This is a genomic window from Bifidobacterium italicum, assembly GCF_002286915.1.
GTDB lineage: Bacteria > Actinomycetota > Actinomycetes > Actinomycetales > Bifidobacteriaceae > Bifidobacterium > Bifidobacterium italicum.
Genome location: NZ_MVOG01000008.1, coordinates 1 through 16,149 on the forward strand (window position 1 = coordinate 1; position 16,149 = coordinate 16,149).

The 16,149-nt window shown below is 66.7% G+C and carries 15 protein-coding genes and 2 pseudogenes; 14 read left to right on the plus strand and 3 right to left on the minus strand.

Annotated features, from left to right (window positions below; all coding sequences use genetic code 11):
- Both B1400_RS03075 and B1400_RS03080 read left to right on the plus strand, forming a co-directional pair.
- Positions 1-1,321 (plus strand): nicotinate phosphoribosyltransferase (locus B1400_RS03075; RefSeq protein WP_106408292.1); only part of this gene is annotated, 1,321 nt, incomplete at its 5' end.
- A 327-nt stretch (positions 1,322-1,648) separates the two neighbouring features.
- The gene (locus B1400_RS03080) at positions 1,649-2,656 is read left to right on the plus strand and encodes an aldo/keto reductase (protein WP_095613040.1); all 1,008 of its coding nucleotides are present in this window, start codon (positions 1,649-1,651) and stop codon (positions 2,654-2,656) included.
- Positions 2,657-2,781: 125 nt separating this feature from the next.
- Here the strand turns inward: B1400_RS03080 and B1400_RS03085 are convergent, their stop codons facing one another.
- The gene (locus B1400_RS03085; RefSeq protein WP_095613041.1) at positions 2,782-3,126 is read right to left on the minus strand and encodes a DUF3039 domain-containing protein; all 345 of its coding nucleotides are present in this window, start codon (positions 3,124-3,126) and stop codon (positions 2,782-2,784) included.
- Between the two features lie 216 nt (positions 3,127-3,342).
- On the opposite strand from B1400_RS03085, the gene coaD reads away from it, so the two are divergent.
- The 12 genes and pseudogenes from coaD to B1400_RS09475 all read left to right on the plus strand — a co-directional run bounded on the left by coaD (position 3,343) and on the right by B1400_RS09475 (position 14,427).
- Positions 3,343-3,834, plus strand: coding sequence for a pantetheine-phosphate adenylyltransferase (coaD, locus tag B1400_RS03090; RefSeq protein WP_095612998.1), 492 nt, complete (start codon positions 3,343-3,345; stop codon positions 3,832-3,834).
- 38 nt (positions 3,835-3,872) lie between these two features.
- Positions 3,873-4,559, plus strand: coding sequence for an ATP synthase subunit B family protein (locus B1400_RS03095; RefSeq protein ID WP_235607296.1), 687 nt, complete (start codon positions 3,873-3,875; stop codon positions 4,557-4,559).
- A gap of 133 nt (positions 4,560-4,692) precedes the next feature.
- Complete coding sequence (locus B1400_RS03100; protein ID WP_095612999.1) at positions 4,693-5,337, plus strand: YceD family protein; 645 nt, start codon at positions 4,693-4,695, stop codon at positions 5,335-5,337.
- Between the two features lie 105 nt (positions 5,338-5,442).
- On the plus strand, positions 5,443-5,637 hold the full coding sequence (gene rpmF, locus B1400_RS03105) for a 50S ribosomal protein L32 (protein WP_095613000.1): 195 nt from the start codon (positions 5,443-5,445) through the stop codon (positions 5,635-5,637).
- Between the two features lie 127 nt (positions 5,638-5,764).
- The gene (gene rnc / locus B1400_RS03110; RefSeq protein WP_407641061.1) at positions 5,765-6,514 is read left to right on the plus strand and encodes a ribonuclease III; all 750 of its coding nucleotides are present in this window, start codon (positions 5,765-5,767) and stop codon (positions 6,512-6,514) included.
- Positions 6,515-6,834: 320 nt separating this feature from the next.
- Positions 6,835-8,802: an acetolactate synthase large subunit gene (locus B1400_RS03115; RefSeq protein WP_095613002.1), complete on the plus strand. Its 1,968-nt coding sequence runs from the start codon at positions 6,835-6,837 to the stop codon at positions 8,800-8,802.
- 13 nt (positions 8,803-8,815) lie between these two features.
- The gene (gene ilvN, locus B1400_RS03120; protein ID WP_095613003.1) at positions 8,816-9,370 is read left to right on the plus strand and encodes an acetolactate synthase small subunit; all 555 of its coding nucleotides are present in this window, start codon (positions 8,816-8,818) and stop codon (positions 9,368-9,370) included.
- 123 nt (positions 9,371-9,493) lie between these two features.
- Complete coding sequence (locus tag B1400_RS03125) at positions 9,494-10,222, plus strand: type 1 glutamine amidotransferase (protein WP_095613004.1); 729 nt, start codon at positions 9,494-9,496, stop codon at positions 10,220-10,222.
- An 84-nt stretch (positions 10,223-10,306) separates the two neighbouring features.
- A pseudogene (locus B1400_RS03130) lies at positions 10,307-12,134 on the plus strand (ABC-F family ATP-binding cassette domain-containing protein); the annotation flags it as partial.
- A gap of 131 nt (positions 12,135-12,265) precedes the next feature.
- Positions 12,266-12,493, plus strand: a pseudogene (locus B1400_RS10140) (ABC transporter C-terminal domain-containing protein); the annotation flags it as partial.
- 138 nt (positions 12,494-12,631) lie between these two features.
- On the plus strand, positions 12,632-14,239 hold the full coding sequence (cysS, locus tag B1400_RS03135; protein ID WP_407641062.1) for a cysteine--tRNA ligase: 1,608 nt from the start codon (positions 12,632-12,634) through the stop codon (positions 14,237-14,239).
- Entirely contained in the window at positions 14,224-14,427 is a 204-nt protein-coding gene (locus B1400_RS09475; RefSeq protein ID WP_133064602.1) for a hypothetical protein, read from the plus strand. Before cysS ends, B1400_RS09475 begins: the two co-directional genes overlap by 16 nt.
- Before the next feature lie 40 nt (positions 14,428-14,467).
- Here the strand turns inward: B1400_RS09475 and B1400_RS03140 are convergent, their stop codons facing one another.
- The gene (locus B1400_RS03140) at positions 14,468-15,130 is read right to left on the minus strand and encodes an MFS transporter (RefSeq protein WP_133064603.1); all 663 of its coding nucleotides are present in this window, start codon (positions 15,128-15,130) and stop codon (positions 14,468-14,470) included.
- Between the two features lie 68 nt (positions 15,131-15,198).
- The gene (locus tag B1400_RS03145; protein ID WP_095613008.1) at positions 15,199-16,104 is read right to left on the minus strand and encodes a cation transporter; all 906 of its coding nucleotides are present in this window, start codon (positions 16,102-16,104) and stop codon (positions 15,199-15,201) included.
- Positions 16,105-16,149: the final 45 nt, after the last annotated feature.

The following is a 16,149-nucleotide window of genomic DNA, read 5'->3' on the forward strand; positions in this document are numbered from 1 at the left end:
CTACAACCCGGTCCTGATGACCGACATGTACGAGTACACGATGCTCGACGCGACGCTGCAGGACGGCACCGCGTCGCGCGACTGCGTGTTCGAGGTCTTCACTCGCCATCTTCCCGAGGGGCGCCGCTACGGCGTCGTCGCCGGCACCGGACGGCTGCTCGACGCGCTCGCCGACTTCCACTTCGCCGACGAGGATCTCAGGTTCCTGCGCGACCGGCGCATCGTCAACAAGGAGACCGTCGACTGGCTCGAGCATTTCGAGTTCCACGGTTCGATCCGCGGCTACCGCGAAGGCGAGATGTACTTCCCGAACTCGCCGATCCTGCAGGTCGAGGGTTCGTTCGGCGAGTGCACATTGCTCGAGACGCTGATCCTGTCGATCCTCAACTACGATTCGGCGGTCGCCGCGGCCGCGTCGCGCATGACGTCGGCCGCGAAGAACCGCCCGTGCATGGACATGGGCGGCCGGCGCACGAACGAATGGGCGGCCGTCGCCGCCGCGCGCGCGTCGATCGTCGGCGGATTCCAAGGCACCGCCAATCTGCTCGCCGCGAAACTCTACGATCTGACGGCGATCGGCACGGCCGCGCACTGCTTCACGCTCGTGCACGACAGCGAGCGCGCCGCCTTCGAATCGCAGATCAACGCGCTCGGCCGGAACACGACGCTGCTCGTCGACACCTACAACATCGAGGAGGCCGTGAAAACCGCGGTGGAGGTCGCCGGACCCGAACTCGGCGGCGTGCGCATCGACTCGGGCGACCTCGCGTCGCTCGCGCAGCGCGTGCGCAACCAGCTCGACGCGCTCGGCGCCGTCAACACGAAGATCACGGTGACGAACGACCTCGACGAGTACGCGATCGCGTCGCTGCAGACGGCGCCGGTCGACTCGTACGGCGTCGGCACGCAGCTCGTGACCGGCTCCGGCGCGCCGACCTGCGCGATGGTGTACAAGCTCACCGAACGCGCCGGCGACGACGGCACGATGGTGCCGGTCGCGAAGAAGTCGACGAACAAGGCGACGGTGCCGGGCCGCAAGCTTGCGTTCCGCTCCTACGAATACTCGCTCGCCGACTGCGAGCACGTCATCGCCGGCAGCAAGGAGGAACTCGACATGTTCACTCCCGAGGAGGGATGGCAGGATCTGCTCGTCGACTTCGTCGACCACGGGCGGATCGACGACCGCTGGCGCGGCCATGACGCGATCATCGACGCGCGCGCACACCACGAGGAGGCGCTCAAGGCGCTGCCGATCACCGCGCAGTCGCTGATGCGCGGCGATCCGGTGATTCCGACGCAGACGCTCGTCCTGCCGCAGTAGGCGGTTGGCGGCGGCGGTTGTTGTGGGCGTAGTGAGTGCGGGTGTGGGTGTAAGTACAGCGGCATTCTGCAGCTGACCACACCCACAAAACGCCGCCGCCACGGTCAGCAACGGCAGTATTCAGGTAACCACACCCACAAAATGCCACCATCACAGCTGCAAACGGCATTCCATGGGTAACCGCACCTATAAACGACCGCCGCCACAGCCGCAGACGGCAGTATTTGGGTGAACTCACCCACGGAATGCCGCCGGCGCACGGGTGCCATGGGACGTCGCTACAATGGGGGCAGCCGTATCATCAACCAGCCAGACAGCGAGGTCACGATGCTCGAACCCACCGACGCCTATACACCCGATCCGACGCGCTATGCATCGATGGAGTACCGCCGCTGCGGCGTCAGCGGCCTCAAGCTGCCGCGCATCGCACTCGGCCTGTGGCATAATTTCGGCGACGACACACCGCTGGCGAACATGCGCGCCACGATCCGCACGGCCTTCGACAACGGCGTCACCTACTTCGACCTCGCCAACAACTACGGCCCGGAACCCGGCGCCGCCGAACGCAACTTCGGCCGCATCCTGCGCTCCGATCTGGCCTCGCACCGCGACGAACTCGTCATCGCGACGAAGGCCGGCTTCGAGATGTGGGACGGCCCCTACGGCCACGGCGGCAGCCGCAAATACCTGCTGAGCAGCCTCGACGCCTCGCTCGGCCGCCTCGGCCTCGACTACGTCGACGTCTTCTACCACCACTGCATGGACCCGGACACGCCGCTCGAGGAATCGATGGGCGCGCTCGCGACCGCCGTGAGCAGCGGCAAGGCGCTCTATGTGGGCCTGTCGAACTACGACGGCCCGACGATGGAACGCGCGATGGGCATCCTCGCCGACCTGCATGTGCCGTTCATCGTCAACCAGAACCGCTACAACATCTTTGACCGCACGATCGAGCGCAACGGGCTCAAGGAGACCGGCGCGCGCCTCGGCAAGGGCCTCGTCACCTTCTCCCCGCTCGATCAGGGCCTGCTCACCGACCGCTATCTCGACGGCATCCCCGCCGACAGCCGCATCGCGCGCGACGGCCGCTTCCTGCAGGCGAGCGCGCTCACCGACGACCGTCTGCGGCGCATCCGTGGACTCAACGAGCTGGCGGCGCAGCGCGGCCAGTCGCTCGCCGAGATGTCGCTCGCATGGCTGCTGCACGATCCGGCGGTGACGACGGTGCTCGTCGGCGCCTCGCGTCCGGCCCAGCTGCTCGACGACCTCGCCGCCCTCGCCAACACCGATTTCACCGCCGACGAGCTCGCGCGCATCGACTCGCTGTCCAAGTAAATCAAGGATGATGCTCCCCCTCAACGGCGATAACGGCTGCGACACGCCGATATATCGCCGTTGAGGGGGAGCATCATCTCGGTAACCGGCCTCTAGACCCGGAGCCGCAAGCCCCCGGAAAGGACCTAGAACTGCGCTCCGCCGTACTCCGAGTAGATGCGCTTGCACTCGGGGCAGATCGGATAATCGGCCGGGTTGCGCTTCGGCACCCACACCTTGCCGCACAGCGCGACGACCGGCCTTCCGGTAAGCCGCGACTCCTCGATGCGCTCCCTCGAGACGTAATGCGCGAAGCGGTCGGCGTCGCCGTCGTCGCTGCGCTGCGCCTGCTCCTCTTCGACCGGCCGCTCGAGCACGGTCGTGCCAGTGTTCGTGTCCGGTTCGGTCTGCGTGAGCGGATCGGCCTCATCGACCGCCCCCGCGTTCCTCCACGGTGCGAACTGTTCAAACTGTTCGATTGCTGATTCCATGATGTTCTCCGTTCCGCGGCGCACCCATCCGCGTCCGCCCGCGCGTCGCGCCCATTGACGCATCCGGTGCGCAGTGCGTCCATGATAGCGCACGCACCCCATGCGGATCCGACATGCGCCTTCCGCCTGCACAACCGCGCGCGGCCCATGCGCATTCCCGTCGCCTTTTTCGTGAAACGCGGCCCGAACGCCTTACGTGTCGCTACTCTTATACGTATGACTATTGCTGTATGCCCCGGATCCTACGATCCGATCACCGACGGCCACCTCGACGTCATCCGGCGCTGCGCGCGCCTGTTCGACGAAGTGCACGTCGTCGTCGCCGTGAACGCCGCGAAGACGCCGCTGTTCACCGAGGAGGAGCGCGTCGACATCATCCGTCACACACTTGAGGGCGATGGCGCCACGAACATCGTCGTGAGCTCCACCGACGGCCTGATCACCGACTACTGCGAGCAGGTCGGCGCGACCGTCATCGTCAAGGGGCTGCGGCAGAACGGCGATTACGAGGCCGAGCTGGGCATGGCGCTCGTCAACCGCAAGCTCGCCGGCATCGAGACGATGTTCCTGCCCGCCGACCCGGTGCTCGAGCACATCTCGAGCTCCGTCGTCAAGGACGTCGCGCGGCACGGGGGCGATGTGCGCGGCATGCTCCCCGACTACGTCGTCGAAAAACTCAACGTCGCGCTCCGGGCGACGCGCGACTGACGGGCCGACGCGGACCCACCCATCGAGGAAGGACGAATATGACGGACGAGACACCGGTCGACGACACCGACGAGCACATCCCGGCGAACGCGGGGGGCCGTGCGGCCTTCAACATGGGCGATCTGCCCGATCTGCGCGACCGCCGATCCGACGACGCGCCCCAGCCGTCGCGCGAGCAGGAGGAGTTCACAACCGTCTACGACACGATCGACGCGATGGAGCGCACGCTCAACGAGGCGAAGGGCACGATGTTCTCTCCGACGCTCGTGAAGATCGACCGTGAGGACTTCCTCGACCAGCTGCAGTCGCTCAAGGCGATGCTGCCGGTGCAGCTCGAGCGCGCGTCCGCGCTGATGCGCGAGGCGGAACGACGGCTCGAGGGCGCGCAGTCGCAGGCGAACGTGATCATCACCTCGGCGCAGAGCCGCGCCGCTGACATGATCCGCGACGCGAACGACCAGGTGCAGTTCCTGACGAGCCAGGAGAACATCACGCAGCTGGCTCGCGAGAAAGCGACGCAGATGCTCAACAAGGCGCAGCACACCTCCGACCGCCTGACGCAGGGCGCCGACCGCTACTGCATCGGCGTCATGAACGATCTGCAGGAGCAGCTCGACAAGCTCAAGCGGGACGTCGCCGGCGGCCTGCAGGTGCTCGAGGACCGTCAGCAGAAGGCCGCGCAGGACGTGCCGCACGTCTCCGACGACGACTACCCGCAGTCGTGACGGCCCGGCGGGACGGCGCGCGATGCGCGCAGGAATAATCGTCGCGGATCGGCGATTGGTCGAGACGGACGGATTCCGCCGAGGACGGACAACGCAGACAACGCAGCAAGGAAACCAAGGAAAAGAGGAACGCATGGCACGCGTGCAGTACACGGATTGGACGGTGCCGGTCGCGCAGGTCGGCTCCCACGCTGGGCAGCAGATGCCGCTCGACCGCATCTTCCCGGCCCCGTCGGGCATCGGCGACAGCATCGTCGGCGTCAAGGAGGGCGCCGACGTCCACGTCGACGGACGGTTCGACTCGATCGTCGACGGACTCATCTTCACCGGCACCTTCACGGCGCCGGTGCACGCCGTCTGCTCGCGCTGCGACACGCCGCTCGACGACGACTGGAGCGAGCAGGTGACGGCGTTCCTCCCCTACGAGGAGCAGCAGCCGGAATCCAAGGGCGGCAAGCAGGACGAGGACGTCGAGATCGTCGCCGGCGAGGACGAGGCCGAGGACGTCTACCCGCTGATGGACAACGGCTCCTTCGCCGACCTCGAGGCGCTGATCCGCGACACCTTCGTCGACGCGCTGCCGCTGCAGCCGTTGTGCCGCCCCGATTGCAAGGGCCTGTGCCCGCAGTGCGGCGTCGACCTCAACGAGCATCCCGACCACCGTCACGAGACGACCGACATCCGCTTCGCCGGACTCGAAGCGCTCAAGGCGCAGCTCGAGGGCGCCGAGGGCGATGCGGACGTCGCGGACGAGGACGTCCCGGCGGGCGAAAACTGAGCGACCGTGCGGCCCGCGGCGGCCGCGCGCCGCGTTTGTACGGCCGATGCGTTAAACTTCTGAACGCTTAAGCTCAATTGTTCGATCGAATAGAGGAAACAAACTATGGCACTGCCAAAGTACAAGATGTCGCGCGCCAACACGCGTTCGCGCCGCGCTAACTGGAAGACCAAGGCCGTCCCGACGATCAGCTGCCCGAACTGTGGCGCCCCGACGATGGCCCACATGGCCTGCCCGACCTGCGGCTCCTACCGCGGTCGCGTCTATCGCGAGGCCATCCGCAGCACCTACTCTCGCTGAGTCGCGGATCTTCGATAACGCCTAACGAAAACGCTCTGCCATCGACGGGTGGCGGGGCGTTTTTCGTATGCCCGGCGTCCGGATGCGTCATTCGCCGCGCCCTGCGCCGCACGCACCGCCGACTACTATGGCAGACATGACCAACCATGTGACCGTAACCATCGACGACCCCAATCCCGCCCATCCGCTGCTTGAGGCGCTCGGCACGACGCTGCAGCCGGACCTGCTCGTCGAGGCCCTCACCCACCGCTCCTTCTCCCATGAGCATCCCGATGCGAAGAACTACGAGCGTCTCGAGTTCCTCGGCGACGCCGTCCTCGAGCTCGTCGTCACCGAGACGCTGTTCACCGCCCATCCGGACATGACCGAGGGGCAGCTCGCGAAGATCCGCGCGAAGGCCGTCTCCGAGGAGGCGCTGTCCGCGGTCGCGCGCACGAAGCTCGACGCGAGCCCGTACATCCTGCTCGGCCACGGCGAGATGGAGCAGGGCGGAGCCGAGAAGAGCTCGATCCTGTGCGACATCGTCGAATCGTTGATCGGCGCGACCTTCGTCGAATACGGCATCGACGGCGCACGCGAGGTCGTCCACCGCCTCATCGACGACACGCTCGCCGAGGTCGCGAGCGAGGGCCCGGCGCTCGATTGGAAGACGTCGCTCACCGTGAAGGCGCACCAGCTGGGACTGGGCGAGCCGCGCTACCAGATGTCGGTCGGCGGCCCCGAATACGCGCAGCAGTTCACGGCGCGCGCGATGCTCGGCGACAGCGACGACGTCATCGGCATCGGCCGCGGCACGAGCAAGCGCAAGGCGCAGCTCGCGGCCGCCGAACAGGCGTGGAGGAACCTCGACGCCGCCGCGGCCGCCGACGCCGACTGATCGCACGCCGGCAAACCACGACACCGGCGAACGTGACAGGTGCCGATTGCGGCGGTGGCGTTCGCGAACGGCGGCGTCTGCGAACGCCACCGCCGCGATCGGCACCTGCGACGTTCGCATACCGGCGCCGCAGCGAACGTGACAGGTGCGGTATCGGCCCGTCGCGTTCACGAGCGGCGGCGTTTGCGAACGCGACGGCCGCGATCCGTGCCCGCGACGATCACTGGGCGACGCCGCCCCTCCCCGAACTTCCCCGACCTGTCCGGAAAAACATTCATCATTCGGTCATGCCTGCGGGGATCCGGCCTCTTTCCAGTAGGATGACGTGGACAACCAGCAGACACCACTTAAGGAAAAGGGAGGGATCAGCAGTGTCACCTACACCCCTGCAGGCGTTCAGCGGCGTGACGAAATCCGCCGCCGCCCACCAGAAGCATGCGGTCACGGAAGGCGAGAAGATGACGGGTGCGCAGGCGCTCGTCCGCGCGCTTGAGGATCTGGGGGTCAAGGACGTCTTCGGCGTCCCCGGTGGCGCGATCCTGCCCGTCTACGACGCCATCAACGAGGACACGGACTTCCGCTTCATCCTCGCGCGCCACGAGCAGGCGGCCGGCCATGCCGCCGAAGGCTACGCCGTCGCCACAGGCGAGGTCGGCGTGTGCATCGTCACCTCCGGCCCCGGCGCGACGAACGTCATCACGGCGATCGCCGACGCGAACATGGATTCGATCCCGATGATCGTCATCACCGGGCAGGTCGGCGTCAACTCGATCGGCACCGACGCGTTCCAGGAGGCGGACATCGTCGGCGCGACGTACCCGGTCTCCAAGCATTCGTATCTCGTCACGAGCGCGCAGGACGTGCCACGCGTGCTCGCCGAGGCGCATTACATCGCGCGTTCAGGCCGCCCCGGCCCGGTCGTCGTCGACCTGACGAAGACCGCGCAGAACGAGGAGATGTACTACAGCTGGCCGCAGCGCATGATCCTGCCCGGCTACAACCCGACGACCGAGGCGCACGGCCGCGTGCTGACGACGGCCGCGAAGATGTTCCAGCGCTCGTTCCGCCCGGTGCTCTACGTCGGCGGCGGCGCCGTGCGTTCCGACGCGGGTGACGAGATCAAAGCGCTCTCCGACCTCACCGGCGCGCCGATCGTCACGACGCTGCCGGCGCGCGGCATCGTCTCCGACGACGATCCGGCCGTGCTCGGTATGCTCGGCATGCACGGCACGATCGCGGCGACCGGCGCCGTGCAGCGCTCCGACCTGCTCGTCGCGATCGGCGCACGCTTCGACGACCGCGTCACCGGCAAGCTCGAGGCCTTCGCCCCCGGCGCGCGCGTCATCCACATCGACATCGACCCGGCGGAGATCGGCAAGAACCGCACCGCCGACGTACCGATCGTCGGCGACGTGAAGACGGTGCTCCAGGCGCTGATCCCACAGATCGAGCAGCTGCACGCCGAATACGGCAAGCCCGACCTGAGCAGCTGGTGGAAGCTGCTCGACAAGTGGGTCGAGCAGTATCCGGTGCGCTACGAGGAGCCGACGGACGGAACGCTCGCGCCGCAGTGGGTCGTCGAACAGCTCTCCGAGGCCGCCGATCCGAACACGATCTGGGTCTCCGGCGTCGGTCAGCATCAGATGTGGGCGACGCAGCTCATCAAGTTCCGCAAGCCGCATCAGTGGATCTCCTCGGGCGGCCTCGGCACGATGGGCTTCGGCCTGCCGGCGGCGATCGGCGCGGCGGTCGGCTCGCAGCGCTACTTCAACGGCGACAAGCCGGTGTGGCTCATCGACGGCGACGGCTCGTTCCAGATGACGAGCGAGGAGCTCGCGACGGCCTTCCTCGAGGGCACGCCGGTCAAGATCGCGCTGCTCAACAACTCGGTGTACGGCATGGTGCGCCAGTGGCAGACGCTGTTCTACGACAAGCACTACTCGGCCACGATCCTGCACGAGGAGGATGAGACGGGCCTCGTCGGCTGCCCCGACTTCGTCAAGCTCGCCGAGGCCTACGGTTGCGTCGGTCTGCGCGCACGCACGAAGGAAGAGGCCATCGAATGCATCCGCAAGGCCAATGAGATCAACGACCGTCCGGTGCTCATCGACTTCCATGTGTGGAAGGACGCGATGGTGTGGCCGATGGTCGCCGCCGGCGATTCGAACAACAACGTCACCTACATGCCGGGCATCAAGCCGTTGCTCAACCCGACCGGCGACGTGCGGCTGGACGACGCCGACGACATGGACGGCGCAGCCGCAGCCGACGAGAACGAAGAGAACTGAGAGGAGCACCGCCATGGCATCGTATCCAGCATCCCAGCCGGGATCCAAGCGCCACACATTGTCCGTGCTCGTGGAGAACCGTCCGGGCGTGCTCGCACGCATCGCCGGCCTGTTCGCGCGGCGCGCGTTCAACATCAACTCGCTGTCCGTCTCGCCGACGGAACGCCCCGACATCTCCCGCGTCACCGTGACGGCGGACGTGGACGAGGTGCCGCTCGAGCAGATCATCAAGCAGCTCAACAAGCTGCTGCATGTGCTCAAGATCGTCGACCTCGATCCGGAGACGACGGTCGAGCGCGAACTCGTGCTCATCAAGGTCGCCGCCGACGAGTCCAACCGCTCCGACGTCCTTGAGATCGTGCGCCTCTTCCGCGTGCGCGTCGTCGACGTCAACCCGGAGTCGCTGACGATCGAGGCCACCGGCGCCGGCGGCAAGATCGACGCGCTGCTCGGGCTGCTCGACCATTACGGCATCATCGAGCTCGTGCGTTCCGGCGCCGTCGCGATGAGCCGTGGTCCGCGCGCGCTGAGCGAGAAGGTCATCGGCTCGGAGATCACCGGCCGCTGATGCAGCGCCTCGCGATGCGGGGGTGGACGCCCAGGAGGGGGCGTCCACCCCCGCATCGCGCAAAAATCAGCGCACAGCCGGCTCCGGCGGCTCCAAGTCAGGGCGGATGGCACAATGGGAGGCATGACACAACCGGAAGTCCTTATTCTGCAGCACGCCGCTTGGGAGAAGCCAGGACGCATCCAGACCGAGCTCGAAGAGATCAATCTGCCGACCCAGACGTTGACGATCGCGAAGAAAAAGAAGCCGGACATGCCCGACTTCGACGAGGTCGCCGGCGTCGTCGTCATGGGCGGACCGATGTCCGCGACCGACTACGACGGCTACCCGGGACTGAAGGCGGAGTGCAAGCTCGTGCGCGCCGCGATCAGCGTCGGCAAGCCGGTGCTCGGCGTATGCCTCGGTCATCAGATCATCGCGACCGCGCTCGGCGCGAAGCTCAAGACGAACAACGATCCGGAGATCGGCGTGCTGCCGATCAAACGCGTCGAACGTCACGACTACTTCGCGATGTGGAACAAGGAACTCGACGTGCTGCAATGGCACAACGACTGCGTCACGCTGCCCGACGGCGCCACGCTGCTCGCCCGCTCCGGCGCCGCGAAAGTGCAGGCCTTCCGCTTCGGTTCCGCCCTGGGCATGCAGTTCCACCTCGAAGTGACGCCGCAGCTGCTCGAGGAATGGCTCGAGGAACCGCTCATGGTCAAGCAGCTCAAGGCGTCCGGCGGCTCGAAGTCGCAGCTGCGCGAACAGTACGCGACCTGCAGCCCGCAGCTGCAGCCGCTCGCCGAACAGGTCTTCTCCGGTTTCGCCGCCCGCTGCAACACCTACGCCACCACATTGATGCGCTGAATACGCTGAACGGCGGTGCGCGGCGACTCCGGCGACGGGGCGTGCGCACCGCCGATTTACCGCGCCACCATTACAGTGTTCCCTATGCCGACTTTTGATCTGGGACTGGAACACGTCTCCCTTTCCTTCGCAACGAAAACCATCTTCACCGACGTCACGCAGGGCGTCTTCGAAGGCGACCGCATCGGCATCGTCGGCCGCAATGGCGACGGCAAATCGACGCTGCTGCATCTGCTCGACGGCGAACAGACGCCCGACTCGGGCCGTGTGAGCCGCCGCAACGGCCTCACGCTCGGCGTCCTCGGTCAGCGAGACGAACTCGACGACGACGCGACGCTGCGCCAGGCCGCGCTCGAAGGCCGCGACGACTACGAATGGGCGGCGCAGACGCAGTCGCGAGAAATCGTCGAGGCGCTGCTCGGCGGCCTCAACCTCGACGCGAAGATCGGCACGCTCTCCGGCGGCCAGCGCCGGCGCGCCGACCTCGCGCGGCTGCTGCTCAAGGACTGGGACATCCTCGCGCTCGACGAACCGACGAACCACCTCGACGTCGTGACGATCCACTGGCTCGCCGAACATCTCAAGAACCGCTGGCCGAAAGGCACCGGCGCGCTGCTGCTCGTCACGCACGACCGCTGGTTCCTCGACGAGGTCTGCGAATCGATGTGGGAGGTGCATGACGGCGAGATCGAACCCTTCGAAGGCGGCTACAGCGCGTACATGCTGCAGCGCGTCGAACGCGACCGTCAGGCCGACGTGCGCGAGACGAAACGGCGCAACCTCGCGCGCAAGGAGCTCGCATGGCTGTCGCGCGGCGCACGCGCGCGCTCGACGAAGCAGAAGTTCCATGTGAAGGCCGCGCGCGAACTCATCGCCGACGTCCCGCCGATGCGCAACACGCTCGAACTCAAGCAGATGGCGACGTCACGGCTCGGCAAGCAGGTCGTCGACCTCGTCGACGTCACGCAAATCTTCGACCGCGAACAGGGCGCGTACGCGGACATCGACCCGGACGCGGCGGCGCTCGCGGCGAGCGCGAAGTCGGCGTCGACGGTGGACGTCGTCGAGCCGATGGTCAGCGAGCCGCAGGCCTTCGGCGAGGTGACGATCGCCGTCGACGACGCCGACGACCCGCGCCTGAAGTCGGCCTTCGGCTCGCGTGCGGCGCAGGTCGCCGCCGCGCATGGGCTCACGCACCGCGAGCCGGCCGGCGAGATCAACGCGCTGCGCGGCACGCGCGGCGAGGCGGACGGCGAAACGGCGTCGGATGTGACGTCGGCGGCCGTCGAACTGACGGTGAGCGGACGCGAGATCCTCGACGACGTGACATGGCTGATCGGCCCGGGCGACCGCTTCGGCATCGTCGGCGCGAACGGCGCCGGCAAATCGACGCTGCTCAGGATCCTCGACGGCACGTTGACGCCGACGGCCGGCCATGTGAACATCGGCAAGACCGTGAAGTTCGCGGTGCTCTCACAGCGTCTCGACGAACTCGAGAAGCTCGGCAAGTACAAGGTCAAGGAAGTGCTCAGCCGTTACAAGCCGAGCTACATCGTCGATGGCAAGGAGGTCACGCCGGGGCAGCTGATGGAGCGGCTCGGCTTCGAGGCGGCGCAGCTGATGACGCCGATCCGCGACCTGTCCGGCGGGCAGAAGCGACGCATGCAGCTGCTGCTGATCCTGCTCGACGAGCCGAACGTGCTCATCATGGACGAGCCGGGCAACGATCTGGACACCGACATGCTCGCCGTCATGGAGGACCTGCTCGACACATGGCCGGGCACGCTCATCGTCGTCAGCCACGACCGCTATCTGCTCGAACGCGTCACCGACGAGCAGTTCGCATTGATCGGCGGCAAGATCCGGCATCTGCCCGGCGGCGTGCAGGATTATCTGGACATCGTCGACGCGCTGCGCCGCGGCGAGGATCCGCTCGGCATGAACAAGGCCGAGGGCGCGGCCGATCCGACCGTCGACGCGGACACCGTCAAGGCCGAGGATGCGGCCACCGGTCCGGCGGACGCGGCGCCGGCCGCGCCGAGGCTCAGCGGCAAGGCGTATGCGGAGGCATCGCGGCGCGTCTCGGCGATCGAGCGCAAGCTCGAGAAGCTCGAGACGCAGAAGGAGGCACTTGAGCGGCAGATGGCGGCGCACGATCCGAGCGACTACGCCGGTCTCAACGAGCTCAACGGGCAGCTGCAGGCATTGACGACCGAATCGGACGGCCTCGAGTCCGAATGGCTCGACCTGTCCGAGCAGATGGACCAGTGACTGCGGGACGCTGAGCTCTGACAGCCGCCGCTTGTCTACAAAACGCAATACGCTCGAACCATGACCGAGCATTCCCACGAAGCAAGCAACGCCAACACTTCCGGCACTTTTCAGGACCCGCAGTTCACCGAGACGCTGATGGCCGGCGACGGCGGCGTCGCGAACGCGGCCGTCGATCTGAGGCTCTACGACACGGCGTCGCATGCGATCAGCCGTTTCGAGCCGATCCAACCGGGCAACGTGGGCATCTACGTATGCGGTGCGACGGTGCAGAGCTCGCCGCACATCGGCCACATCCGCGCCGGCGTCGCCTTCGACGTCATCCGCCGCTGGTTCCTCAAGCTCGGCTACCGGGTCACGTTCATCCGCAACGTCACCGACATCGACGACAAGATCCTCGACAAGGCGGCCGCCGCCGGCCAGCGCTGGTGGGCGCGCGCCTACCACTACGAGCAGGAGTTCACCGACGCGTACGACAGGCTCGGCGTCCTGCCGCCGACCTACGAACCGCGCGCGACCGGCCACATCATGGACATGATCCATCTGATCGAGCGCATCATCGACAACGGCCACGCCTACGTCATCCGCGACGAACGCGGCGAGCTGACCGGCGATGTCTACTTCGACGTCGCGTCGTGGCCGCACTACGGCGAGCTGACGCACCAGAAGCAGACGACCGAGGTCGACGAGGCCGCCGCCGTCGCCGACCGCATGGGGCCGTCGGTCGACATGACCGGCGAAGACAAGTACAACCCGGTCGATCCTGCCGACCTGTCCGAGGACAAGCGCGACCCGCGCGATTTCGCGCTGTGGAAGCGGCCGAAGCCGACCGACCCCGCCGACGCGCGATGGAAGACGCCGTTCGGCACCGGACGCCCCGGCTGGCATATCGAATGCTCGGCGATGAGCTACCGCTACCTCGACGGCATGTTCGACATCCACGGCGGAGGCCTCGACCTGCGCTTCCCGCACCATGAGAACGAGATGGCGCAGACGCGCGCGGCCGGCTACCGCACGGCGAACCGCTGGATGCATTCGGCATGGGTGACGGCGAAGGGCGAGAAGATGAGCAAGTCGCTCGGCAACGGCCTTTCGGTGCCGGTCGTGCTCGCCGAGCACTCCGCGTGGGTCGTGCGTTACGCCCTCGGCTCGGTCCAGTACCGTTCGATGCTCGAATGGTCCGACCAGACGCTCGCCGAGGCGCAGGCCGCCTACGACCGCGTCATGAACTTCATCGAGCACGCCGGCGAAGCGCTCGGCGAGCAGCCGTCGCGCGACGAAATCACGGCCGTGACCGCCGACGAGCTGCCGGCGGACTTCATCGCCGCGATGAACGACGACATCAATGTTTCACGTGCAACCGCCGTCATCTTCACGCAGCTGCGCGCCGGCAACAGCATTGTTGCCACAATTGAGACCAATGGTCGCTGCGGCACTGATGACACTCTCACTCCAGAGAACGCTAAGCCGCGCTTGCGCGCAATACTCGTCAACGTCCGCGCGATGCTCGACACGCTCGGCCTCGACCCGCTCGCCGAACCGTGGATCGGCGGCGGCGACGACAAGGGCGGCGAGGACAAGGCGCGCGTGACGCTCGACGCGTTGATCGACGCGCAGCTCGAGGCGCGCGCCGACGCGCGCAACGCGAAGGACTTCGCGACGGCCGACCGGATCCGCGACGACCTCGCCAAGCTCGGCGTCACGATCGAGGACGGCCCGACCGGCTCCTCGTGGACGCTCAACTGACCGGCCGCAGCCTCCCCATGCGCGGCGACGAGACGACATCGGCCATCATCACGGCGGAGGATCGCGCTCTGTACGAGCTTGCACGCGAGCGCATGGAACACGATGACGGCAGACGGTACACGATGGACGAAGCCTTCGGCGAGCACTACCGGCCCGCCGACGACGGGTTCGACCCGGAATTCGAATGATGCGGCCGCCCGTCGCCATCACGGCGACCCGGCCATATCACTACAGCTGCGCGGCGCCCCATTTGTCGGCGCGCGGAATGCGGCGGATGCGCGCACTGCACAGCACGATCGCCGTCGACGACGCAAGCGCCGCGAGGTACACGGCGACCGTTCCGCGGAATCCCAACGCAGGCAGCAGCGTGCCGGCGGTCGCGCTGGAGAACGCGGAGAGCGCCTGCGCGGGCACCGTGAGCGTCACGGCGATCCTGCCCTGCATCGACGCGGGCGCCTTGGCGTAGACGAACCCGAGCAGCAGCGCGTCGATGATCGGGAACGGCAGCCCCATCACCGAGTTCGACGCGAACACGAGCGCATAGGAGGCGCCTCCCGGCATGCCCGGCCGATACGCGAACAGCATCGGCACGACGCATATGCACAGGAACATGAATCCCGTGCAGATGCAGGCGCCTACCGGCACATGGTCGCTCAAGCGCGCGGCGGCGAACGCACCGACGAGCATCATCGCGGCGATGCCGCTGCCGATGGCGCCGATGAGCGTCGCGTTCGTCCCGAGCTGCATCAGATGCAGCTGAATCGCATATTCGACGCCGTTGACGCCGAAATTCAGCACCGCAGCGGCGACCATGACGGTCACGAGCAGCGGCTCGTGCAGCGACCACGACCATCGCCGCCGCCTAAAACAGTCGTCTGTGCGTAAGGTCATCCACATGCTGCCGCCTAGGGATGCACTTGCCCACACACCGCCGTCCGCGGCCGCTCCGCTGGGCGCCGTCACTCGAAGACGAAGTCGACGTTGACGATGTGCAGCTTCGGTTCGAGCGCCTTCTCGATCGTCTGCCGCGCGGCCACCAGTTCCTCCATCCGCACACTGCCCTGCGTGCTGCCGATGAAGATGTCGACGTCGAAGTTCATGCCGGTCTTGAAGACGTGGATCTTCTCCATCTCGATCGCCGACGGCAGATGCGCCTCGACCTCGCGCGCGACGAACGCGGAGGTCTCCTCGTCGTCATGTGTGCCGCCGACGAGTTCGACGAAGGCGTCGCGCAGCACGACGACCGGTTCCTTGATCGTCAACGCGACGATGATCGTCGTGATGAAGAAGTCGCCGGTGTAGTGCAGGAAATCGAACGGCGTCCCATCGGGCAGGAAGTACAGCAGCACGGCGACGACGCCGATGCCGAGCGAGATCATGCCGTCGATCCATGTGCCGTTCGCCTCCGCCTTGAGCATCAGGCTCGCGTCGCCGATCGAGCGGTTGCGCGCGCGGTAGTACCACACGAGCACGAGGCAGACGCTGACGGCGGCGATCTGGTAGATGATGACCGGGCCGAAGCTCAACCGCTCGCCTTCGCCGTACGCGAAGTAGTCGATCGCGACGCGCAGCACGTCGAGGAACGAGAACAGCAGCAGGCAGATCGTGAAGATCGATTTGCAGATCGCGTAGATCGGCTCGAGCGCGAACATGCCGTTCGGGAAGCGTTCGCTCACGCGTACCGTCTTCTTCGACAGATACGCCGCGACGCCGCCCGAGATCACCGAGATCACGGTGAACGACGCGTCGAGGAACATCGATTTGAGTCCGGTGACGAAGAACACGAAGAATCCGGCGACGACCATGACGATGTTGACGATGATGCCGACCTTCAACGCCTGCTGTTCGATTCTCTTCTGATGCATGCCGCCTCCTCGCTCCTCATCGGGCCATATGGCGCCGCGTCGTCG